Consider the following 22,398-nt stretch of genomic DNA (forward strand, 5'->3'; position numbering starts at 1 on the left):
AGTTTGGCGCAACTCGCCAATGACGTGGCACCCAGCCCCCCGTATGCTGCCGGGAGCTCGCGCAACGATACGTCGCCGCACCTGCGCTTTTCGCAGAGAACGAAGCACGAATATGGCCAACAGAGCCAGCATCGCTGCGCCGGCCCGATGAAACAACGAGCCGCTGGGGTAACACGCCAATGAACGATTCAAGTCACGCACGAGGCGCGGTCATGCAAACGTCGGAAAAGACGACCGTTTCCCGACAGCAGCCCGGAAGGCTCGCCAAGGCATTGCTGCGCATGTTCATGAAGCACGCGTATGTGGTCGCGACCGAGCCCCTCTCTGAACGCTTCCGATTGCTCACGCTCGAAAGCGCGGCATTCGAGGGCGTCGCGTGGGTACCCGGTCAGAAGGTGCAGATCGCGATGGGCTCGGCGTTCGTCGCGCGCACGTTCACGCCGATCGACTGGGATGCGGCCGCTGGCCGGACGCGCCTCCTCGGCTATGTACACGGCGGGGGACCGGGCAGCGAATGGGTCAGCTCCGTGGCTGCTGGGGACGAGTGCGACGTGTTCGGTCCGCGCGCCTCGCTCGCATTCCCGGGCAACGCCGAGCCCATCGTGGTATTCGGCGACGAAACCTCCTTCGGCCTCGCCTGCTCGCTGCTGCGCGCGCAGCCCACGCGTGCGCCGCATTGCCTGTTCGAGGTCGACGATATCGAAGCGGCGAGGCGGGTCGCCACGCGGCTGGGCCTTCGCGATGCAAAGCTGGTTCGACGAACGGATGACGAGGCACATCTCGCCGAGTTGGAGACGGCACTCCCGTCGCTTGCGGGCGCACATGCACACTTCGTGCTGACCGGGAAGGCACAGTCGATTCAGCGACTGCGCCGTACGCTCAAAGGTCTCGGGGTGGCCTCTTCCCATCTTTCGGCCAAGGCGTATTGGGCACCGGGGAAGACAGGCCTGGATTGACGCGGGCCGATGCGTTCGAATGTCGCGGACGATAGCGCTCCGAACATCCGTCTACGGCAGCAACCCGAACACCGCCACTCCGTTCGTCGCACCGACATAGACTTTCCCCAACGCGATCATCGGCGTAATGAATTTGTTTCCGGCCCCCCACTGATCGCGTGTGCCTGCCTGATTGCTGTTATAAAGTTCGTTGCCGAGATTCGACGCATCATAGGCGTGCAGCACCCCGGTCGATCCGTTTTGCGCCGCCCATACGATCCCATTCGACGTGCCGTTCGCCGACACGGCCGGCGTCGCGCCCGGATACGGAAACGTCGTGGGGCTTTTCGACGACGCGGTGGACGCCACGAGCGCATTCGTCACCGGCAGCGCTTTCAAGCTGTCGTTGAGCCCGCCGTAATAGACGACACCGTTGTAATACGCAGGCGAGCCCCAGATGCCCCCCGCCAGCGTGCCCACCAGCTCCTGCCATACGTGGTTTGCCGATGCATCGAATTTGCCCATCGCATCGCGATCGACCACGTAAATCCGGTTGTTCTTCCCCGCCGCCACCGCCAGATGCTTGACGGTGCCATCGGTCGCGGTCTGATCGGGCAGCAGCATCGCGCCACCGGAGCCGAAATCGTCGTCCGCGTTCGACTCCGCCACCGTATTCGACATGGCGAAGTAATCGGTCACGCGCAACGACGAAGCCGAGAGCTTCATGAACGTATTGCCGAAGTCCCCCGCGCTCGGCATGCCTTGCGCATCGAGCGCCGTATCGAATGTGCCGTTGCCGTCCACGACGAAAAGCGATGTGCCATCCGACGCCATGCCGGAGCCCGCCATCCAGACGGACCCTTGACTGCCGTTCGGCGCGACGTCCAGCACCGCCGTCTGCTTGAGCGTGGCAGCACTGTAGGCCATGATCCAGCCCGTATAGGCGCCAGCCATGCAGTGCGCCGTCCAGCCCATGTAGATCGTCCCGCCCACGAGCGTCAGTGCCGCGCGCTCGGTATGCAGCGACGGATCGAACGTCAGCACGCCGTTCGCGCTGCCGGAACCATTGCCGGGGTATGTGGCCGCAATCCCGGTCGGGCCGCCCAGCGCTTCGCCGCCTGTGGCGAGATCGAGCGCATGCAGCCGATGATGATACCCGCCGCTCGCATCCCGGGTCATCGCCACCGCATAGAGCACGCCGTTCGCGCCGCGATTGCGATCGATGACGGGCGTGGACGTGATGCCGATCTCGGGTGTGAAATCCGCGCAGCCACGATCGTCGCTCGGCGTTTCGCCGCTGCCGAGCAGCGATGTCTGCCACAGGCGCGTATAGGTATCGGCATCGTAGGCATAGACGCTATCGTGCTCGGTGACCACGTACACGACGTTGTGCGGCGTGCCGCCGATCGACAACTGCGTCACGAAGAGCGGCTGCCCGTTCACCCTGCCATCCGCCGCGAGAAACGCAACCTTGCCGAACGTCGCGGTGCGCACGTTGGCCGGCGTGAGCGTGGTTTCGGCGAGCATCTGCCCCGTGCGCGCGAGATCGTTGTGATGCATGAGCACGTCGGTGGCATGAACTGTCGCGCCGGCCCCCGATCCGCCGCCCGAACCCGATCCGGCGCCGCCTGCCGAGGTGGTCGAGCTATCGCCGCCTCCGCCCGAGCACGACACGCACAAACCCGCGATGACGGCCGACAGACATGTCCGCCGCCGCGATCCGGCGCGCGGACTGCGCGTCTCGCCGCTCTTTCGCCGCCAGAGTCGCATGCTCGCCTCCTTTCGCCGGCCGACGCGTACGAGCGGGCCGCAACCACACTCGCGCCCTCGCGGCTGTCACAGCCGCCGTCGCCCGATATTACGAATTCGCGCCGAAAGGCAATCGCCATTGGCGCGCATCGTTCCGCCACCGTCGAAAAGAAAAAGACGTGCGCCACATCGGTGAAGACGCTCGCCGCGGCAAGCGAACTGGACGCGCGGTATCGGCCGCCGTGAGAAAGTTTTTTCAATTTGCGGCAGCCGAGCGCACGCCGGCGCGATTCGAGAGACAATCGTGCCTCGCGGTCTCCCCCCTGACGAATCAGAAGATGGAACAGTATTTCATGTCCCGCACGAGCGCGGTCGCCTTGCTGGTCGACACACGGCGCGCGGCCGTTGCGGAGTCTGCCGATAAAGCGGAACACGAAGCACAAGACAGAGAGCGCCTGGTCAAAGACCTCGAGCGGCTGCTGCTGGACGTACGCGTCGGCCGAACGAGCGAGTTCAGCCTCGACTTTCCGAGCCGCATACACGTGATCGTGTCCGATTGATACGTTCGCCGCGCGGGTGCCGTTGCCACGCGCCTCCGTCTATCGTCTACAATCTCGCGCACGTTGCGCATCTTGGCCGCTGTCATCAGCGGCCGGCGCCGGCGCTCAGGCCGCCTCGAAAGGCGGCTTTTTCGTCTGAAAGCTCCCCCGCGCGCCGCAACCGATCGACCGTTCTCGCCACCATGATTGAAGACTCCAACGAACCGGGCACGACGCCCGACGACGCCCACATCGACGACGACAACGGGCAGGCCCCCTATCTGCGCCGCATCCGCAGCTTTGTGACGCGCGCGGGCCGCGTATCCACGGGCCAGCGCCGCGCGCTCGACGAGCTCGGCCCGCGCTTCGTGGTGCCGTATTCGGGCGCGCCGGCCAACTGGGATGCCATCTTCGGACGGCACGCGCCGCGTGTGCTCGAAATCGGTTTTGGCATGGGCGCGACGACGGCCGAGATCGCAGCCCATCGCCCGGATGACGACTTCATCGGCGTGGAGGTTCACGAACCCGGTGTGGGCGCGTTGCTCAAGCTCATCGGCGAAGAGGCACTCGCGAACATTCGCATCGTCCAGCACGACGCGGTGGAAGTGATCGAAACGATGCTGGCGCCGGCTTCGCTCGACGGCGTGCATATCTTCTTCCCGGATCCGTGGCACAAGGCACGTCATCACAAGCGTCGGCTCATTCAGCCCCCGTTCGTCGCGCTGCTCGCTTCCCGCCTGAAGCCGGGCGCGTATCTGCATTGCGCAACCGACTGGCAGAACTACGCCGAGCAAATGCTCGAGGTGCTCGGCGCCGAGACTGCGCTCGAGAATACGGCCGACGGCTACGCGCCGCGCCCCGCCTACCGCCCCGTGACGAAGTTCGAGCGGCGCGGCCTGAAGCTCGGGCACGGCGTGTGGGACCTCGTCTTCAGACGGCGCGCGTAACCCCAGGCATCGGAAGGACTCCGGCGGAACGCCGGGTGCCGTATTGACTCGCGGCCCGGCTCAAGCGCCCCACTGCAGTTCGCTGCCGTAGCCGATCACCAGCACGAGCATGCCGAACGCGATGCGGTACCAGGCGAACACGGTGAAGTCGTGCGTGGCGACATAGCGCAGCAGCCAGCGTACGCAGACGAAGGCGCTCGCGAACGCGGCGACCGTGCCAACGGTGAATATGTCGAGCGCGCCGACGAGCCCGTCGTGTCCATGTTTGACGATCTCGTACAACGTGGCACCCACGATGATGGGGATGGCGAGAAAGAACGAGAATTCGGTCGCGACGCGCCGCTCGAAGCCGAGCAGCATGGCGCCGATGATCGTCGATCCCGAGCGCGAAACGCCGGGGATCAGCGCGCAGCACTGCGCGATGCCCACCTTGAGCGCGTCGAGCGGCCGCAACTCCTCGAGCGAGACCACGCGCGCCTGCTCATCGCCGCGCGTACGCTCGCGCGCCTGCGCCCACAAAATGACGATGCCCCCCATCACCAGCGCGAAGGCGACGGGCACCGGCGAAAACAGCACCTGCTTGATCCGGGCCTCGAATAGAAAACCGAGCACGACAGCCGGAATCGTCGCGACGATCACGTTCAGTGCAAAGCGCCGTGCGCCGGCATCCGAGAACATGCCGGCGGCCACGGAACCGATGCGGCGGCGATACTCCCAGCACACGGCCAGGATCGCACCGAACTGAATCACGATGTGAAATGTCTTCGCCCCGGCGCCATTGAAGTCGAGCAACTGCCCGGCGAGGATCAGATGGCCGGTGCTCGAAACGGGAAGGAACTCGGTCACGCCCTCGACGATACCGAGGATCAGCGCTTTGCCGATCAATGCCAGATCCATCGTGCCTCCCAAAAAGAATGCGAGAGAAAGCAAGGCGGCCTTCGTCGCGCAAGGCGCCTCGCGCATCGCGCGCATCAGGCATCGAGCATTACTTTTCGACGATCTGAACGCGTATGCCGTTTGTAAGGATCGTGATTGTACCGGGTTCGAACGATGCCCCCGCGAATTGCAGTTCTTCGGGCTTGAAGGTGTAGATCGGATAGCCGTCGAGCCAGCGCGCGGCCACGAGCGCGCCCGCGGCCTCGATCTGCTGCTGGTACGCGCGCGCATCGCCTTGCACGTCCACGCTGTCGACGCTGGGCGAGCGCAGCACGACGGCCCGCTGCGCCGCGTCGTACTCGAGCCGGCTCGAGAGCGTGAACGTGCCGTCCACCGGCTCTTGCAGGAACGGGCTCGCCACGTGCGCGTCGAGATGCACGGTCAGCCGGTTGGCATCGGGCGCAAAGCCGACGACGGGGTTCGCCAACGCGACATCGGCGAGTTGCGACATCGAGTGGCGGTAGGGAAACTTGCGTGCGACGGCCGCCTGCACCTGTCGCTGCGAAAACGTGTAGTGATCGGGAATGAACGGAAACGTGGGCGTGGCACAGGCGGCCATGGGCGCGGCGAGCACGGCGACCGCGCAAAACGTCGACATCTTCCGCAAGAACCGGCGCCGCCGGGACGCCGAAGCATGCGTCATACTGCATCTCCTTTCAGAGCAAAACGGGCCGAAAACGAACCGGAGCGAGGCACAGGCCCTTCGGCCAAACCGGTAGGTATGAGTGAGCTCAACCGGGGGAAGTTTCGCGTTCCATCGCGTTCAACCAGCGGATGGCATGCTCCCGATCGTCGCCGCACATTTCCTCGCTGGGCCGCAACGAGCCGCAAACGGCCGGTCGTTCCGGACGGCCGAAAATCATGCACCGGTCCGCCTCGTCCAACTGAACACACCGTACGCCAGCGGGCTTGCCGTCGGGCATACCCGGAATCGGGCTCGAAATGGAAGGGGCTATGCAGCAGGCAGCGCAATGCGCACGGCAATTCATGGCGTCATCACCCGAGGGGCGGCTGGCGTGCCGCGTCGAGCAGGGTGCAGGTATCGGAACACTCATCCGTCGAAACAATCCATCGGCGCGCGAAAGCGCGGCGCCATCTCCCGCATTATGCCGTCTCGCCAGCCGGGCCTCGATCTTGTTAAAGTAGCCGATTCGATACGTCACCCGACAGGACACGTCATGCGCAGCACACGGGCAACCCATGCCGTCGAGCGGCTCAAAACACGCAGCGGCAACGAAGCTTACACGGCCGTAGGCCTGCCCGGCGGTATTTTCCGGCTCGTCGACCGCGCGGGCGGCGCCGATCGCACCGTCGGCGAGCCGATGCCGCTCGATGCGTTCGTCGCCTTCGTCGATTCGCTCTCCCCCGCCCAGCCGAAAAAGCAGAGCAAGCTCGACGCCGCCTTCGACGCGCAGATCAAGCGCAGCCGCCGATAGCCGCCGATCGCCGCTGGCGCCGCCGCACACACGGGCGCGGCCCGCGGTTTGGTACAATCCCGCAGTTTCTCCCCATCGATCTGTCGAACCGCTTACGTCAGCAGTCCGTACCGTAGAACCCGCCATGAACATCGAGCAAGCCCGTTTCAACATGATCGAGCAGCAAATCCGCCCCTGGGACGTGCTGGACCAGGACGTGCTGAATCTGCTCGCGATCGTCAAGCGTGAAAATTTCGTGCCGGCCGCCTATCGCGACCTGGCATTCGCCGACCTCGAACTGCCGCTGCCGGCAGGCGAGCACATGTTCGCGCCGCGCGTCGAAGCGCGCGTGCTGCAGGAGCTGGCCGTCAAGAAGCACGACAGCGTGCTCGAAATCGGCGCCGGCTCGGGCTACATGGCCGCTTTGCTCGCATACCGTGCGCGCCATGTTCTCACGGTCGACATCAAGCCCGAGCTCGCTCAGCTCGCCAAGGAAAACCTGGCCCGCAACAGCGTAGCGAACGCCGAAGTGGCAACGGGCGACGGCTCGCGCGGCTGGCTCGCGGCGGCGCCCTACGACGTCATCTGCGTCTCGGGCGGCCTGCCCGTGCTGCCGCAGGAGTTGCTCGAGCAACTCAAGATCGGCGGCCGGCTGGCGGCATTCGTCGGCACGGCGCCCGTCATGAAGGCGCAGGTCATTACGCGCATCGACGAAAAGCAGTACCGGGTTGCCGACGTGTTCGAAACCTACGTCGAGCCGCTCGTCAACGCCGTCGAGCCGCCGCGCTTCAAGTTCTGAATCCGTACCGTCCGCACGGCCCGCGACCCTTGCCGCGGGCCGCTAACCCGCGTGCCGTTCTCGGCCGATACTCGCCCGAGCGTTCCCGATGCAAAACCTGACCGCCCCCGCCCTTGCTCAATGGCTTGCCGACGAGGCGCGCCCGACCCCCGTGCTGCTCGATGTCCGCGAGCCGTGGGAAATCCAGACCGCCAGCATCGGCGGCTGCGTATCGATTCCGATGCGCGACATCCCGGCACGCAGTGAAGAACTCGACGATGAAGCGCCGATCGTCTGCATCTGCCATCACGGCGCGCGCAGCGCCAGCGTGGCAGCGTTTCTCGAGGCACGGGGCTTTACGCAGGTGTTCAACCTGCAAGGCGGCATCGATGCCTGGTCGCATCAGGTAGACCCCTCCGTTCCAACGTATTGACGTATTGACGTCGATACGTCGGCTCACGGCAACAAGCGACCCTCCCCGCTTCGCAACACGCCGTACGCTTCGCGACACGCCGTACATCGCTTCGTAGTCCGAAACCAACATGACCGCCGGTGCTCGCGCGCCGGCGGTTTTTTTGTTTCCTTCCCCCTTCTTCACCAACATCGCTCACCGCACGCCTCATCGCGACGCACTGCGCACCACACGCGCGCATCGCGCCCCACCATCGTTCCTAGCCTGATTGCACGCGCTGCACCTTCGCTCCGCAGAAAGACCGGTATCGGTTCCGAGCGGGTCCGTCGCGTCCCCTGGCTGGCACACAGCTTGCGATGGCAGGCGGGCCGATTTTCAGCGGCACAGCAATTCGCGGTCCATCCCAACAAATCGCAACTCACCCACCGGCAAGGGGAAGCACATGAAACGTCGCAGCCTGTTGAAGCTCGGTACCGTTTCGGGCGCACTGGCACTCGCAGGTCAAAGCCCGCTCACGCGCGCTCAGTCGAAAAGCGGACCGATCAAGGTCGGCATCCTGCATTCGCTGTCCGGCACGATGGCCATCTCGGAGACGTCGCTCAAGGACACGGCGCTCATGACGATCGCCGACATCAACAAGAGCGGCGGCGTGCTCGGCCGGCAGATCGAGCCGGTCGTCGTCGATCCGGCCTCGAACTGGCCGCTCTTCGCCGAGAAAGCGCGGCAGTTGCTCACGCAAGACAAGGTGGCTTGCGTATTCGGCTGCTGGACCTCCGTCTCGCGCAAATCCGTGCTGCCCGTGTTCGAGGAGCTCAACGGCCTGCTGTATTACCCCGTGCAGTACGAAGGCGAAGAGATGTCGCGCAACGTCTTCTATACGGGCGCGGCGCCCAACCAGCAGGCCATCCCCGCCGTCGAGTATCTGATGAGCGCGGAAGGCGGCGGCGCCAAGCGCTTTTTCCTGCTCGGCACCGACTACGTCTACCCGCGCACGACCAACAAGATCCTGCGCGCGTTCCTGCACTCGAAGGGCGTCAAGGACGCCGACATCCAGGAGATCTACACGCCGTTCGGCCACAGCGACTATCAAACCATCGTTGCCAATATCAAGGCGTTCGCGCAAGGCGGCAAGACCACGGTCGTCTCGACGATCAATGGCGATTCGAACGTCCCGTTCTACAAGGAACTCGGCAACCAGGGCCTCAAGGCGAGCGACGTGCCCGTGGTGGCGTTCTCGGTGGGCGAAGAGGAACTGCGCGGCATCGATACCAAACCGCTCGTCGGCCACCTCGCGGCGTGGAACTACTTCATGTCGGTGAAGGCCGGGGAGAACAACAAGTTCAAGTCGGAATGGGCGAAATGGGTCGAGTCGCAGAAGCTGCCCGGCGGCGGCAAGCGCGTCACCAACGATCCGATGGAAGCGACGTTCGTCGGCATCCATATGTGGAAGCAGGCCGTCGAAAAGGCGAAGAGCACCGACGTCGACAAGGTACGCACGGCCATGATCGGCCAGACCTTCAATGCCCCGTCGGGCTTCGTGCTGACGATGGACGGCAATCACCACCTGCACAAGCCGGTGATGATCGGAGAGATCCGGGCCGACGGCCAGTTCAACGTCGTCTGGAAGACCAGGCAGGCTATCCGCGCGCAGCCGTGGAGCCCGTTCATCGCCGGCAATCAGGGCAAGCCCGATGTCGTGAGCTCGATTCCCGGGTTTCTCCGCCGCCGGCGCGCTGTCGCATAGGCCGATATCGACGATGCACGCGCGGCGCACTCGACGTGCGTTCGCGCATTTTTCTTTCATCACGGCGCCTCGACCCATGATTGCCCTGCTACGCTCATGCCTCTTTACGGTGCCGCTCGCCTGCGCGCTCGCGAGTTCCGTTGCGCTCGCGGCCGCGGGTGCGCTGACGCCCGCCGATCTCGCCCCGCTCGCGGCCGACGACTTCACGGCAAAATCGGCAGCCATCGACAAGCTGGTTGCCACCCACGATCGGGTTTCGCTGACGGTGCTGAATGCGCTGGCCAACGAACAGGCGCTCGCCACGGCGTCGGGCGAGGTGATCGTCCAACAGGACGAGTCCAGCGATCATGCGCTCGATCCGATTACGGGCAAGACCGTCGCCACCGGCGACGCACAGCCGATCACGCTCAACAACCTTTTGCGGACCAAGGTGGCGGGCGCCGTCGCCGGGCTGAAACTCACGTCGACCGATCCCGCAACACGGCGCGCCGCCGTCGATGCGCTGCTCGCGAGCCCCGACTCGTCGATGAAGCCGCTCATCGACGAGGCGCGCGCCAAGGAGACCGATCCCGCGATCCGGCGCCGGCTCGACACGCTCTGGGCCACGACGGCGCTCACGGACAGCGATGCCGCGAAGCGGCTCGAAGCCGCCACGCTCGTTTCCGCGCGACGCGATCCCGACATGTATGCGCTCCTGCGGCCGCTCGTCGCCCAAAAGGCCGATGGGACCTTCGCCGAACCCGACGCGCGCGTGCGCGAGGCGGCACAAAAAGGCATCGACGCACTCGATGCCATGGAGACGCAAAGCCGCGTGGCCGGAACGCTCTTCGCGGGTATCTCGCTCGGCAGCGTCCTGCTGCTCGCCGCGCTCGGGCTCGCGATCACCTACGGCGTGATCGGCGTCATCAACATGGCGCACGGCGAATTCCTCATGATCGGCGCCTATGCCACCTACGTCGTGCAAAACCTCTTTCAGCGCTGCGCGCCGGGCGCGTTCGACTGGTACCCGCTCGCCGCCGTACCGGCTTCGTTCGTGGCCGCGGCGGCAGTGGGCGTGGCGATCGAGCGGCTCGTCATCCGGCACCTGTACGGACGCCCGCTCGAAACGCTGCTCACCACGTTCGGCGTCAGCCTCGTGCTGATGCAGGCAACGCGCACGATTTTCGGCGCCCAGAACGTGCAGGTTTCCAATCCGGGCTGGATGACAGGCGGCGTTGCGCTGCTGCCGAATCTCATTCTTCCGTACAACCGCCTTGCGATCCTCGCGTTCTCGATCGCGGTCGTTGCCATCGCATGGGCGGTGCTCACGCGCACGCGGCTCGGACTGTTCGTGCGCGCCGTCACGCAAAACCGCAGTATGGCGGCGTGCGTCGGCATCAAGACCGCGCGCATCGATTCCTACGCGTTCGCGTTCGGCGCAGGCATCGCGGGCCTCGGCGGATGCGCGCTCTCGCAGATCGGCAACGTCGGGCCCGATCTCGGCCAAAGCTACATCGTCGACTCGTTCATGGCCGTGGTGCTCGGCGGCGTGGGGCAGCTCGCGGGCACCGTGCTCGGCAGCTTCGGCCTCGGCGTGCTGGCCAAAGCCATCGAGCCGCTCTCGGGCCCCGTGCTCGCGAAAATCGCCGTGCTCGTCATGATCGTTCTCTTCATTCAGAAGCGTCCGCAGGGCCTCTTCGCTCTCAAGGGACGCAGCGCATGAAACCCGCGATGACCACCACATCCTTTCCCTCACCCGCGGCACAAGCGCCGTCTCCGCCCGGGACCGCAGCCGTATCGGGCTTCGCGCTCGGGCTTGCGCCGCGGCGCGCTCTGCTCTCGCATCGTGCATGGGCCCTGCTGCTCGCGCTCGTTGCGGCCATCGGCCTGGGCGTGCCGTTCGCCTCGCTGGTGCTGCCCGAATCCAGTGCGTTTCATCTGTCGGCCTACGCGCTCACGCTCGGCGGAAAGTTCATGTGCTACGCGATCGCGGCGCTCGCGCTCGATCTCGTGTGGGGATACTGCGGCATTCTGAGCCTCGGGCACGGCCTCTTTTTCGCGCTCGGCGGCTATGGGATCGGCATGTATCTCATGCGCGCGATCGGCCGCGACGGCGTATACGGCAGCGAGCTGCCCGACTTCATGGTCTTCCTCAACTGGCATGCGCTGCCCTGGTACTGGCACGGCACCGAGCACCTCTGGTATGCGCTCGCCCTCGTCGTGCTCGTGCCGGCCGCGCTCGCCTGGACGTTCGGCTTCTTCGCCTTTCGCTCGCGCGTGCAAGGCGTTTATCTGTCGATCATCACGCAGGCGCTCACCTATGCGGCGATGCTGCTTTTCTATCGCAACGAAACGGGCTTCGGCGGCAACAACGGCTTTACCGATTTCAAGCGCATCGCGGGCTTTTCGATCACGCATCCGGGTACGCGCACCGCGCTCTTCCTCATGACGTTCGCCGCGCTCGTGCTCGCGTTCCTGCTCGCGCGCGCAATCGTCGTCTCGAAGCTCGGCCGCGTCGTCACCGCCATGCGCGACGGCGAGACACGCCTCATGTTCCTCGGCTACAGCCCGCTTGCCTACAAGCTCTTCGTCTGGACCTTGTCTGCCGTGCTGTGCGCCATCGCCGGCGCGCTCTACGTGCCCCAGGTCGGCATCGTCAATCCGGGCGAGATGTCGCCTGGTAATTCGATCGAGATGGCGATATGGGTAGCCGTGGGCGGCCGCGGCACGCTCGTCGGACCGATCGTCGGCGCGTTCGCCGTCAACGGCGCAAAGAGCTTCTTCACCGCCTATTTCGCCGAGTATTGGCTGTTCTTCCTCGGCGCGGTATTCGTCGTCGTGCCGCTCGTCATGCCGCGCGGCATCGTGGGGCTCGTTCAGACAATCACGGCCCGCGGGAGGCAGCAATGACGAACACCGCCAGCAATCCGGCACATCCGGCACATCGGGCACGTCAGGCAAACGATACGAACGGGTACGCGCTCTCGGGTACGGCCGCGATGGGGCACGCCGTCGCCGCCGGCAGCATCGACGTTTCCCACGGCACGATTCTCTACGTGGAGGACGTGACCGTGAGCTTCGACGGCTTTCGCGCGCTCGACGCGCTGACGCTCACGCTCGACGTGGGCGAGCTGCGCTGCGTGATCGGGCCGAACGGCGCGGGCAAGACGACGATGATGGACGTGGTCACGGGCAAGACGCGCCCCGACAAAGGCAAGGTATTCCTCGGCCAGACGCTCGATCTCACGCGCATGGACGAGCCGTCCATTGCTCGCGCCGGCATCGGGCGCAAGTTCCAGAAGCCCACCGTGTTCGAGCAGCACCCTGTCTGGGAGAACCTCGAGCTCGCCATGCAGGCCGACAAGGGCTGGCTTGCGTCGCTGCGCGCGCGTCTCACGCGCGAGGCGCAGGCGCGCATCGAGCAGACGCTCGAGACCATCGGACTCGAGACGCAGGCGCACCGGCTCGCGGGCGAGCTCTCGCACGGGCAGAAGCAACGGCTCGAAATCGGCATGCTGCTGATGCAGCAGCCGGCGTTGCTGTTGCTCGACGAGCCGGCCGCCGGCATGACCGACGACGAGACGATGGCGCTCGCGCAACTGCTCGAACGCCTGCGCGGCACCTGCTCGATGCTCGTGGTGGAGCACGACATGGAGTTCGTCGCGGCCCTGGCCGGCGCGCACTCGCGCGTAACCGTGATGGCCGAAGGCAGCGTGCTCGCGGAAGGCACGCTCGACGACGTGAAGCGCAACAAAGCCGTGATCGAGTCGTATCTCGGCCGATAACGTTGAAACGAAGACGATGAAACGAGGATGGCTTCGATGCTGAACATCACCGGGCTCAACCAGTATTACGGCGGCAGCCACATTCTGCGCGACGTCACGCTCGAGGTGCCGAAAGGTTCGCTGACCGTGCTGCTCGGGCGCAACGGTGTGGGCAAGACCACGCTGTTGCGCTGCCTCATGGGGCTCGTGCGCGCGAAGACGGGCAAGATCGCGTGGCACGGGCAGGCATTCGAGACACTGCCCACGCCCGCGCGCGTCGCGCATGGCTTCGGGTATGTGCCGCAAGGGCGCGAGATTTTCGGCCGGCTGACGGTCGAAGAAAACCTGCTCGTGGGCGCGGCGAGCCGCAAGCCCGTCTCGCAGGTGCCCGATCGCATCTACGCGCTCTTTCCCGTGCTCAAGGAGATGCGCAAGCGCCGCGGCGGCGATCTTTCGGGCGGCCAGCAGCAACAACTCGCGATCGGCCGCGCGTTGATGAGCCAACCGGAGCTGCTCATTCTCGACGAGCCGACCGAGGGTATCCAGCCCTCGATCATCCAGGATATCGGCCGCACGCTGCGGCGGCTCGTCGATGAAGAGGGCATGACGATCCTGCTCGTCGAGCAGTATTACGACTTCGCACGCGCACTTGCCGACCGCTACTGGGTGATGCGCCGTGGCGAGATCATCGCGGGCGGCGACGGTGCGGAAATGGACGAGCACGGTGTGCGCGAGCTGATCGCCGTCTAGGCCGGGGGCGGCCGGCCACGGCGGCCCGCACCACGTTCGCAAATATGCAAGCGGCGAGAACGGGCTCCGGGCCGCTACTCGCCGCGTTTCTCGATCGCCGCCGCTTTCGTGTAGATTGGCGGCACCTTCCGCCCGCCGCTCGTTTTCATCGATGCTTTTGCCGCAATCACTCACGCCCGCCGATTCCCCCGAAGCCTTCTCGAGCACGAGCGCCTGGAACGCGCGACTCGAGCTTGCATTCACGCGTCGTGCCGCGCGCACGACGCTCTCGCATCGGCGGCACGAAGGGCCCCTCGTCGTCCAGCGCGCGCTTTATCCGGAAGGCGAGGAGGTCTGCCATGCCGTGATCGTGCATCCGCCGGGCGGCGTGGCGGGCGGCGACCGCCTTTCGATCGACGTGCGGCTCGGCGAGGGCGCACATGCGGTGCTGACGACGCCCGGTGCGACGAAGTGGTACAAGGCCAACGGCCGCAGCGCCTCGCAGCGGATCGCCATCGATCTCGGCAAGGGCGCAAAGCTCGATTGGCTGCCGCAGAACAACATCGTCTTCGACGAAACCCGCGCCGCGCTCGATTTCGCGCTGACGATCGCACCGGGCGCGTCGGCCATCGGCTGGGATGCGATGCAGTTGGGCCGTCAAGCAGCCGGCGAGCGGTGGAGCTCAGGCGAGCTCGCCTTCACCACTTCGATCGGCGTCGCTGCCGGCGGGCCGCTCCTGTGGCACGAGCGCGCCCGGCTCGATGCGTCCGATCCGCTGCGCGATGCACCGCAAGGGCTCGCCGGTCTGCCCGTATTCGGTACCTTATGGGCCCTCGGCGCAGCCTGTACGACCGAGCTCGGCGAATCGCTCGCCGCCTCGCTCCCGTTCGATGCGAGGCTGCGCGCGGCACCTACTGTCCTGCCCGGCGGCGTATTGCTCATACGGGTGGTGGGCGCGTCGATGGAAGACGTGCAGTTGCTGATGCAACGCTGCTGGATGACGCTGCGGCCGATCGTGCATGGCGTGCCGGCGCGCGCGCTGCGTTTGTGGTCGACCTGAGCTCCCACGCGCACCACCGAAGGGCGACGCACCATTTCCGATCTCCATTCCGGTGCATGCCGGCCTGACTGGACTGACCAGACTGACCAGCCGACGGCCTCGCAACGGAATAGGCCTCATGGCACAGCGCTTGCTCAATGGGGCGCTCACCCGGCTACGGACGGTGCCGCATTCCTGACGGCACGCTTAGCCGCGTAGGAGACCCGTTCATGAAGCACCGCCTTTTCGGGCGCATGTTCGCCGCGCTCGTCGCCGCAGCCGCCCTCCTGCCGATCGCAAGCCTTTCCGCGCGAGCCGATGCCCTCGATACCGTCAGCAAGAACGGCATGCTGCGCGTGGCCATTCCCGAAGACTATCCGCCGTTCGGCTCCGTCGGCCCCGACATGAAGCCGCAAGGCTACGACGTCGACATGGCCGCGCTGCTCGCGAAGTCGCTCGGCGTGAAGCTGCAACTCGTGCCCGTGAACAGTGCCAACCGCATTCCGTATCTCACGACCAACAAGGTCGATCTCGTGATCTCGTCGCTCGGCAAAACGCCCGAGCGCGAGAAGGTCGTCGATTTCTCGCAAGCCTATGCGCCCTACTACCAGGGCGTGTTCGGCCCTGCCGACATCAAGGTCGCCGGCCCGGCCGATCTGACGGGCAAGACCGTCGGTGCGACGCGCGGCGCGCTCGAGGAAATCGCGCTCACGCAGATGGCGCCCAACGCCACGATCAAGCGCTTCGAAGACAACAACGCGACGATCGCCGCATTTCTTTCGGGCCAGGTGCAGTTGATCGCGGCCGGCAACGTCGTGGCCGCGGCGATCGTCGCCAGGCATCCGCCGCGCATGCCCGAGCCGAAGTTCGTCATCAAGGATTCTCCCTGCTATGTCGGCCTGAACAAGAACGAGCCCCGCCTGCTCGAAAAGGTCAACGCGGCGATCAGGCAGGCGCGCACGGACGGCGCGCTCGATGCGATGTCGAAGAAGTGGTTCGGCCAACCGTTGCCGGCCAGCCTCTGATGAGCTACTCGCTCGAATTCGGGGAGCTCGCGCAATATGCGGGCATGTTCGCGCGCGGCGCGGCGCTCACGCTCGCGCTTACCGCCGGATCGACAGTGCTGGGGGTGGGCATCGGCATCGCGGGCGCGGCCGCGCGCGAGAGCCGCTCGCGCGTGCTGCGCGGCGTGTGCGCCACCTATGTGGAGGCGATCCGCAACACGCCGTTCATCATTCAGCTCTTCTTCGTATTCTTCGGACTGCCCGCGCTCGGCGTGCGACTCGACGAGCTCAGCGCGTCCGTCATCGCGATGACGCTGAACCTCGGCGCCTATGCCACCGAGATCGTGCGGGCCGGCGTGGCGGCCGTGCCGCGCGGCCACCTCGAGGCGGCCGCCTCGCTCGCCATGACACCGGCTCAGACCTACCGGCACGTGGTCCTGCCGCAAGCGCTGGCCAAGGTGTTCCCCGCGTTGACGAGCCAGATCGTCATCGTCATGCTGGGCTCGGCTGTCGTCTCGCAGATCTCGGTGCCCGATCTCACCTACGCGGCGAGCTACATCCAGTCACGCAACTTCCGCGCGTTCGAGACCTACCTCACGATCACCGCGTCGTACCTCGGCCTGGCCGTCATCGTGCGCATGGCGCTCAACGCCGCAGGCCGCAAGCTCTTTGCGCGAGGTGCGCGATGATCGAATTCAGCTTCGAGCAAATCGTCGCCAATCTGTTGCTGGCCGCCCGCTGGACGATTGTGCTGTCCATCGTATCGTTCGCCGCGGGCGGGCTCGCCGGCTTCGTTCTCCTGCTCGCGCGCGTCTCGCCCTCGCGTGTGCTGCGCGGGCTGGCGAAGCTCTATATCGAGGTATTTCAAGGCACGCCGCTGCTCATGCAGCTTTTCGTCGTGTTCTTCGGCTTGCCGCTCGTCGGCCTCGACGTGGAGCCCTGGGTTGCCGCCACGCTCGGCCTCACGTTCTTCACGAGTGCCTATCTGGCCGAGATCTGGCGCGGCTGCGTGGAGGCGGTTCCGCGCGGGCAATGGGAAGCGTCGGCGAGCCTCGCCATGAACTATTTCGAGCAGTTGCGCCACGTGATCCTGCCGCAGGCCCTGCGTATCGCGATCGCCCCGACCGTCGGCTTTTCGGTGCAGGCGATCAAGGATACGGCGCTCGTCTCGATCATCGGCTTCACCGAGCTGACGAAGGCCGGCACCGTGATCTCCAATGCGACCTTCCGGCCGTTCGCCGTGTACGGCTGCGTCGCGATCATCTACTTCGCCCTGTGCTACCCGCTGTCGCGCACTGCGCGTGCGCTCGAAAGGAAACTCCATGTCGCTCGTTGAAGTCAGTCAGGTGCACAAGCAGTTCGGTGCGACGCACGTGCTCAAAGGCATCGATCTCGCGGTCGAGCCCGGGCAGGTCGTGACGATCATCGGCAAAAGCGGCTCGGGCAAGAGCACGCTGCTGCGCACGCTCAACGGCCTCGAAAGCATCGATTCGGGCTCGATCGACATCGACGGCGAACGCATCGATGCACGCCACGCCGATTTGCGGCGCCTGCGGCTCAAGGTCGGGATGGTCTTTCAGCAATACAACCTGTTTCCGCATCTGAGCGCCGGCGAAAACGTCATGCTCGCGCAGACGGTCGTGAAGAAGACCTCGCGCGTGAAGGCACAGGTCGTCGCTCAAAGCATGCTCCAGCGTGTGGGCCTCGGCGACAAATTCGACGCCTACCCCGATCAGCTCTCGGGCGGTCAGCAGCAGCGCGTGGCGATCGCGCGCGCGCTCGCGATGGAGCCCGCCCTGCTTCTGTGCGACGAGATCACCTCGGCGCTGGACCCCGAACTCGTCGGTGAAGTGCTCGGCGTGGTCGAACAACTGGCCCGCGAAGGCATGACGCTGATCATGGTCACGCACGAGATGCGCTTCGCGCGCCGCGTAAGCGACATCGTCGTCTTCATGCATCAGGGCCGCGTGTGGGAAAGCGGGCCGCCGGAGCAGATCTTCGGTCACCCGCAAAGCATAGAATTGCAGAAGTTCGTTCAATGATGCGCTTTCAGACTGCTTTCACCTCACTGCGATGAAGCTCACCCCACGCGAGAAAGACAAGCTGCTCATCTTCACGGCAGCACTCCTGGCCGAGAGGCGCAAAGCGCGCGGCCTCAAGCTCAACTACCCCGAAGCGGTCGCATTCATCACCGCCGCGCTGATGGAAGCGGCGCGCGACGGGCAAACCGTGGCCGAGCTCATGCACTACGGCACGACGCTGCTCACGCGCGACGACGTCATGGAAGGCGTGCCTGAGATGATCCCCGACATTCAGGTCGAGGCGACGTTTCCCGACGGCACGAAGCTCGTGACCGTCCATCATCCGATTCCCTGACAGGCGCCGGCCGTCCATGCCGTCACTCGTCGTCACCGTCCCAGGACCACGCCCATGATTCCAGGCGAAATCATCATCGAACCCGGCGAGATCGAACTGAACGCGGGGCGAGAGACACGCACGCTCAAGGTCGCCAATACGGGCGACCGCCCCGTGCAGATCGGCTCGCACTTCCACTTCTTCGAAGTCAATGCCGCGCTTTCGTTCGACCGCGAGGCCGCCCGCGGCTTCAGGCTCAACATCGCCGCCGGCACGGCCGTGCGGTTCGAGCCGGGCCAGGAGCGCACCGTGGAGCTCGTCGCACTGGCGGGCGATAGAGCCGTCTACGGCTTCAACGGCAAGGTGATGGGGCCGCTCTGAGGCGCTGTCCGCCCCTTTGCCCATTCCCGCCCGCTCGCTACCGATTCTCCAGGACATCCAATCACCATGACATTGCGCATCGACCGCCGCGCTTACGCGGAAATGTTCGGCCCGACGACAGGCGACCGCATCCGGCTCGCCGATACCGACCTCGTGATCGAGGTCGAACGCGACTTCACGATCTACGGCGAAGAGGTCAAGTTCGGCGGCGGCAAGGTCATACGCGACGGCATGGGCCAGTCGCAGCGCGTAGCCGCGCTCGTGGCGGACACGGTCGTGACGAACGCCGTGATCCTCGACCATTGGGGCATTGTGAAGGCCGACATCGCGATCAAGGACGGGCGCATCGCCGCAATCGGCAAGGCGGGCAACCCCGACATCCAGCCGGGCGTGACGATCGCGATCGGCGCCGCCACCGAGGTGATCGCGGGCGAAGGGCTCATCGCGACGGCCGGCGGCATCGACACGCACATCCACTTCATCTGCCCGCAGCAGATCGACGAGGCGCTGGCCTCGGGTGTCACGACGATGATCGGCGGCGGCACGGGGCCCGCCACCGGCACGAACGCCACGACCTGCACGCCGGGCCCGTGGCACCTCGAACGCATGCTGCAGGCGGCCGACGGCTGGCCGATCAATCTGGGCTTTCTCGGCAAGGGCAATGCAAGCCTGCCGGAGCCGCTCACGGAGCAGATCGCGGCTGGCGCGATCGGGCTCAAGCTGCACGAAGACTGGGGCACGACGCCGGCCGCGATCGACAACTGCCTCTCGGTGGCCGACGCCACCGACACGCAGGTCGCCATCCATACCGATACGCTGAACGAAGCGGGCTTCGTCGAATCGACGGTGGCCGCGTTCAAGGGGCGCACGATCCACACGTACCACACCGAGGGTGCCGGCGGCGGGCACGCGCCCGACATCATCAAGGTCTGCGGCGAAGCGAACGTGCTGCCTTCGTCGACGAATCCCACGCGGCCCTACACCGTCAATACGCTCGACGAGCACCTCGACATGCTGATGGTCTGCCATCACCTCGATCCGTCGATTGCCGAGGATCTGGCTTTCGCCGAATCGAGGATCCGCCGCGAAACGATCGCCGCGGAGGACATCCTGCACGATCTCGGCGCGCTTTCCATGTTGTCGTCGGACTCGCAGGCGATGGGGCGCGTGGGCGAAGTCATCATCCGCACCTGGCAGACAGCGCACAAGATGAAGGTGCAGCGCGGCGCGCTCGCGCAAGACAGCGCACGTAACGACAATTTTCGCGCGAAGCGGTACGTCGCGAAATACACGATCAACCCCGCACTCACGCATGGCATTGCGCATGAAGTCGGATCGATCGAGCCCGGCAAGTTCGCGGATCTGGTGCTTTGGGAGCCCGCGTTTTTCGGCGTGAAGCCGTCGATGATCGTCAAAGGCGGCATGATCGCCATCGCGCAGATGGGCGATCCGAACGCGTCGATCCCCACGCCACAGCCCGTCCACTACCGCGAGATGTTCGCCACGCGCGGCGGGGCGCTCGCGCGTACCTCGCTCACCTTCGTTTCGCAGATGGCCGCCGAAGGCGGCATCGGCGAGCGCTACGGTCTTGCCAAGCGCATCGCGCCCGTGCGCGGCTGCCGCAGCGTGACGAAGGCCGACATGATCCACAACGCGTGGCAGCCGTCGATCAGCGTGGACCCCGAAACCTATCAGGTCGTGGCCGATGGGCAATTGCTCACCTGCGAACCGGCCAAGGTACTGCCGATGGCCCAACGTTACTTCCTGTTTTGATGCTCATGCGCACGATCGACAAACGCATCGCGCCTCCCGCGAAACTCGCCGCTTCGCTCGTGGCGCGCGCCCCGACGCTCACGCTTGCCTACGATGCCCGCTGCAAGAGCCGGCTCGCGGCCACGCTCGATAATGGCGAGCCCGTCGCGCTCGTGCTGCCGCGCGGCACCGTGCTCGCGCACGGCGACGTACTCGTGGCCGACGACGGCGCGCTCGTTCGCGTCGTCGCCGCCCCCGAAGCGGTACTGCTGGTGCGGGGCCCCGACGCGCTCACGCTGACGCGGGCCGCCTATCATCTCGGCAACCGTCATACGCCGGTGGAAGTCGGCACGGACTATCTCAAGCTCGAGGCCGATGCCGTGCTGGAGACGATGCTCGTGAGGCTCGGCGCGCTCGTCGAGCGTGCGTGCCTGCCGTTTCAGCCTGAAGCGGGTGCTTACGGCGGCGGCCATCGGCACGGGCACGATGCGACATTCGACGAGGACTATGCGCTCGCACAGCGCGTGTTCGACGAACACCACGGGCATCAGCACGATCATGGCCACGACCATGCCTGCGGAGACGGTCATGGGCACGACTGCGGCAAGAGCCATGCGCATCGATGAGCTGACCGCGCTGTTGCACCTCGCCTCCCCGGCATTGCCGATCGGCGCTTTCAGCTATTCGCAGGGGCTCGAGTCGGCGATCGACATCGGGCTCGTGCACGACGCCGACACCGCGCGCAACTGGATCGAGAGCGGCCTCGCGCATGTGCTCGCGCGCTGCGAGTTGCCGTTTCTCGCGCATCAGATGGGGCGCTGGATCGCGCACCAAGCCGACGCGCTCGCCGCGGCCGATGCCATGTTCCTCGCGAGCCGCGAATCGGCCGAGTTGAGGCGCGAAACGGAACAGATGGGCTGGTCGCTCAAGCAGCTGTGTCTTTCTCTCGAGTGGGGCGATTGCGCGCAGCGCGAAACGCTCGCCGCACTCGCCCCGGTTTCGCAGCCGAGCGCCTTCGCATTCGCCGCCGCGGCGCATGGCATCGAAGCGCGGGCAGCGCTCGCGGCTTATGCGTTCAGTTGGGTCGAGAATCAGGCTGCCGCCGCGCTGAAGGCGATACCGCTCGGTCAGATGTCGGGGCAGCGGATCATCGTGGCGCTGCGCTCGGCGATCGGCGAGGCCGTCGAACGCGCAGTTTCCACCGAGCCCGATCGAATCAGTACGTTCGCGCCGCTGCTCGGCGTGTTGTCGGCGCGGCACGAGTCGCAGTACTCGCGCCTGTTCCGCTCCTAATCCCACGAAGGACCTGGACTTCACCATGAGAACGAAGAAACTGCCGCCGTTGCGCGTTGGCGTCGGCGGCCCGGTCGGCTCCGGCAAGACGACGCTGCTCGAAATGCTCTGCAAGGCGATGCGCGATCGCTACGATCTCGTTGCCATCACGAACGATATCTATACGAAGGAAGATCAGCGCCTGCTGACGATTGCAGGCGCGTTGCCGCCGGAACGCATCATGGGCGTGGAGACAGGCGGCTGCCCGCATACGGCGATCCGCGAAGACGCATCGATCAACCTCGAAGCCGTCGATCGCATGCTCGCGCGCTTTCCCGATGCCGACATCGTCTTCATCGAATCGGGCGGCGACAATCTGGCCGCCACGTTCAGCCCCGAGCTCTCGGATCTGACGATCTACGTGATCGACGTGGCCGGCGGCGAGAAAATCCCGCGCAAGGGCGGCCCCGGCATTACGAAATCGGACCTGCTCGTCATCAACAAGACGGACCTCGCGCCGCTCGTCGGCGCGAATCTCGACGTGATGGCATCGGACGCGAAGAAGATGCGCGGCGAGCGGCCCTTCGTGATGTGCAACCTGAAGGCGCTCGACGGCCTGGCCGAGGTTGTTTCCTTCATCGAAACGAAGGGATTGCTCAACGCTTAGC

Annotated in this window: 26 protein-coding genes; 22 read left to right on the forward strand and 4 right to left on the reverse strand. The window is 65.6% G+C overall.

Going from position 1 to position 22,398, the window contains the following annotated elements; all coding sequences use genetic code 11:
* Positions 1-212: 212 nt before the first annotated feature.
* The gene (locus U0034_RS04830) at positions 213-956 is read left to right on the forward strand and encodes a siderophore-interacting protein (RefSeq protein ID WP_085223826.1); all 744 of its coding nucleotides are present in this window, start codon (positions 213-215) and stop codon (positions 954-956) included.
* A gap of 51 nt (positions 957-1,007) precedes the next feature.
* On the opposite strand, the gene U0034_RS04835 is transcribed toward U0034_RS04830, so the two are convergent.
* Positions 1,008-2,705 carry a pyrrolo-quinoline quinone gene (locus U0034_RS04835; protein WP_085223824.1) on the reverse strand — a complete coding sequence of 566 codons (1,698 nt, stop codon included), beginning with the start codon at positions 2,703-2,705 and terminating at the stop codon, positions 1,008-1,010.
* Between the two features lie 317 nt (positions 2,706-3,022).
* On the opposite strand from U0034_RS04835, the gene U0034_RS04840 reads away from it, so the two are divergent.
* Together U0034_RS04840 and trmB are read left to right on the forward strand one after the other, a co-directional pair.
* Positions 3,023-3,244 carry a hypothetical protein gene (locus U0034_RS04840; RefSeq protein WP_139831100.1) on the forward strand — a complete coding sequence of 74 codons (222 nt, stop codon included), beginning with the start codon at positions 3,023-3,025 and terminating at the stop codon, positions 3,242-3,244.
* A 182-nt stretch (positions 3,245-3,426) separates the two neighbouring features.
* Positions 3,427-4,170, forward strand: a complete 744-nt coding sequence (gene trmB / locus U0034_RS04845; protein ID WP_085223820.1) for a tRNA (guanosine(46)-N7)-methyltransferase TrmB — start codon at positions 3,427-3,429, stop codon at positions 4,168-4,170.
* Between the two features lie 60 nt (positions 4,171-4,230).
* Here trmB and U0034_RS04850 read toward each other — a convergent pair whose 3' ends face one another.
* From U0034_RS04850 to U0034_RS04860, 3 genes are all read right to left on the reverse strand, one after another.
* Positions 4,231-5,067, reverse strand: coding sequence for an undecaprenyl-diphosphate phosphatase (locus U0034_RS04850; protein WP_085224458.1), 837 nt, complete (start codon positions 5,065-5,067; stop codon positions 4,231-4,233).
* Between the two features lie 88 nt (positions 5,068-5,155).
* Positions 5,156-5,749 (reverse strand): DUF1439 domain-containing protein, encoded by a 594-nt coding sequence (locus tag U0034_RS04855; RefSeq protein ID WP_085223818.1) that lies wholly within the window; start codon positions 5,747-5,749, stop codon positions 5,156-5,158.
* An 88-nt stretch (positions 5,750-5,837) separates the two neighbouring features.
* The gene (locus tag U0034_RS04860; protein ID WP_139831099.1) at positions 5,838-6,095 is read right to left on the reverse strand and encodes a YkgJ family cysteine cluster protein; all 258 of its coding nucleotides are present in this window, start codon (positions 6,093-6,095) and stop codon (positions 5,838-5,840) included.
* A 189-nt stretch (positions 6,096-6,284) separates the two neighbouring features.
* Between U0034_RS04860 and U0034_RS04865 the strand changes: the two genes are divergently transcribed.
* The 19 genes from U0034_RS04865 to ureG all read left to right on the forward strand — a co-directional run bounded on the left by U0034_RS04865 (position 6,285) and on the right by ureG (position 22,397).
* Complete coding sequence (locus U0034_RS04865) at positions 6,285-6,542, forward strand: hypothetical protein (protein ID WP_085223816.1); 258 nt, start codon at positions 6,285-6,287, stop codon at positions 6,540-6,542.
* Between the two features lie 124 nt (positions 6,543-6,666).
* Positions 6,667-7,320, forward strand: a complete 654-nt coding sequence (locus U0034_RS04870) for a protein-L-isoaspartate O-methyltransferase family protein (RefSeq protein ID WP_085223814.1) — start codon at positions 6,667-6,669, stop codon at positions 7,318-7,320.
* A gap of 88 nt (positions 7,321-7,408) precedes the next feature.
* Positions 7,409-7,732, forward strand: coding sequence for a rhodanese-like domain-containing protein (locus tag U0034_RS04875; RefSeq protein WP_085223812.1), 324 nt, complete (start codon positions 7,409-7,411; stop codon positions 7,730-7,732).
* Positions 7,733-8,153: 421 nt separating this feature from the next.
* Positions 8,154-9,455: an urea ABC transporter substrate-binding protein gene (urtA, locus tag U0034_RS04880; protein WP_085223810.1), complete on the forward strand. Its 1,302-nt coding sequence runs from the start codon at positions 8,154-8,156 to the stop codon at positions 9,453-9,455.
* Between the two features lie 76 nt (positions 9,456-9,531).
* The gene (gene urtB, locus U0034_RS04885; RefSeq protein ID WP_085224456.1) at positions 9,532-11,157 is read left to right on the forward strand and encodes an urea ABC transporter permease subunit UrtB; all 1,626 of its coding nucleotides are present in this window, start codon (positions 9,532-9,534) and stop codon (positions 11,155-11,157) included.
* A gap of 8 nt (positions 11,158-11,165) precedes the next feature.
* On the forward strand, positions 11,166-12,344 hold the full coding sequence (gene urtC, locus U0034_RS04890; protein WP_085224455.1) for an urea ABC transporter permease subunit UrtC: 1,179 nt from the start codon (positions 11,166-11,168) through the stop codon (positions 12,342-12,344).
* Between the two features lie 89 nt (positions 12,345-12,433).
* Positions 12,434-13,219, forward strand: a complete 786-nt coding sequence (gene urtD, locus U0034_RS04895) for an urea ABC transporter ATP-binding protein UrtD (RefSeq protein ID WP_102623012.1) — start codon at positions 12,434-12,436, stop codon at positions 13,217-13,219.
* 36 nt (positions 13,220-13,255) lie between these two features.
* On the forward strand, positions 13,256-13,948 hold the full coding sequence (gene urtE, locus U0034_RS04900; protein WP_085224453.1) for an urea ABC transporter ATP-binding subunit UrtE: 693 nt from the start codon (positions 13,256-13,258) through the stop codon (positions 13,946-13,948).
* Between the two features lie 151 nt (positions 13,949-14,099).
* Positions 14,100-14,987: an urease accessory protein UreD gene (locus U0034_RS04905; protein WP_085223806.1), complete on the forward strand. Its 888-nt coding sequence runs from the start codon at positions 14,100-14,102 to the stop codon at positions 14,985-14,987.
* A gap of 233 nt (positions 14,988-15,220) precedes the next feature.
* Positions 15,221-15,991: a transporter substrate-binding domain-containing protein gene (locus U0034_RS04910; RefSeq protein WP_386092222.1), complete on the forward strand. Its 771-nt coding sequence runs from the start codon at positions 15,221-15,223 to the stop codon at positions 15,989-15,991.
* Positions 15,991-16,659 (forward strand): amino acid ABC transporter permease, encoded by a 669-nt coding sequence (locus U0034_RS04915; protein WP_085223802.1) that lies wholly within the window; start codon positions 15,991-15,993, stop codon positions 16,657-16,659. Before U0034_RS04910 ends, U0034_RS04915 begins: the two co-directional genes overlap by 1 nt.
* Positions 16,656-17,306, forward strand: a complete 651-nt coding sequence (locus U0034_RS04920; protein ID WP_085223800.1) for an amino acid ABC transporter permease — start codon at positions 16,656-16,658, stop codon at positions 17,304-17,306. The genes U0034_RS04915 and U0034_RS04920 overlap by 4 nt, the downstream gene beginning before the upstream one ends.
* On the forward strand, positions 17,293-18,012 hold the full coding sequence (locus U0034_RS04925) for an amino acid ABC transporter ATP-binding protein (RefSeq protein WP_085223798.1): 720 nt from the start codon (positions 17,293-17,295) through the stop codon (positions 18,010-18,012). Before U0034_RS04920 ends, U0034_RS04925 begins: the two co-directional genes overlap by 14 nt.
* Before the next feature lie 31 nt (positions 18,013-18,043).
* On the forward strand, positions 18,044-18,346 hold the full coding sequence (ureA, locus tag U0034_RS04930) for an urease subunit gamma (protein ID WP_085223796.1): 303 nt from the start codon (positions 18,044-18,046) through the stop codon (positions 18,344-18,346).
* Between the two features lie 54 nt (positions 18,347-18,400).
* Complete coding sequence (locus U0034_RS04935) at positions 18,401-18,706, forward strand: urease subunit beta (protein WP_085223794.1); 306 nt, start codon at positions 18,401-18,403, stop codon at positions 18,704-18,706.
* 66 nt (positions 18,707-18,772) lie between these two features.
* Positions 18,773-20,479, forward strand: a complete 1,707-nt coding sequence (gene ureC / locus U0034_RS04940) for an urease subunit alpha (RefSeq protein ID WP_085223792.1) — start codon at positions 18,773-18,775, stop codon at positions 20,477-20,479.
* Between the two features lie 5 nt (positions 20,480-20,484).
* Entirely contained in the window at positions 20,485-21,084 is a 600-nt protein-coding gene (gene ureE / locus U0034_RS04945; protein WP_085223790.1) for an urease accessory protein UreE, read from the forward strand.
* A complete protein-coding gene (locus tag U0034_RS04950) occupies positions 21,071-21,751 on the forward strand; it encodes an urease accessory protein UreF (protein ID WP_085223788.1) in 681 nt (226 codons plus the stop codon). The genes ureE and U0034_RS04950 overlap by 14 nt, the downstream gene beginning before the upstream one ends.
* A 25-nt stretch (positions 21,752-21,776) precedes the next feature.
* Positions 21,777-22,397, forward strand: coding sequence for an urease accessory protein UreG (ureG, locus tag U0034_RS04955; RefSeq protein WP_085223786.1), 621 nt, complete (start codon positions 21,777-21,779; stop codon positions 22,395-22,397).
* The last annotated feature ends 1 nt before the right edge of the window (position 22,398 follow it).

Origin of the sequence: Trinickia caryophylli, from assembly GCF_034424545.1 — a bacterium.
Taxonomy (GTDB): domain Bacteria; phylum Pseudomonadota; class Gammaproteobacteria; order Burkholderiales; family Burkholderiaceae; genus Trinickia; species Trinickia caryophylli.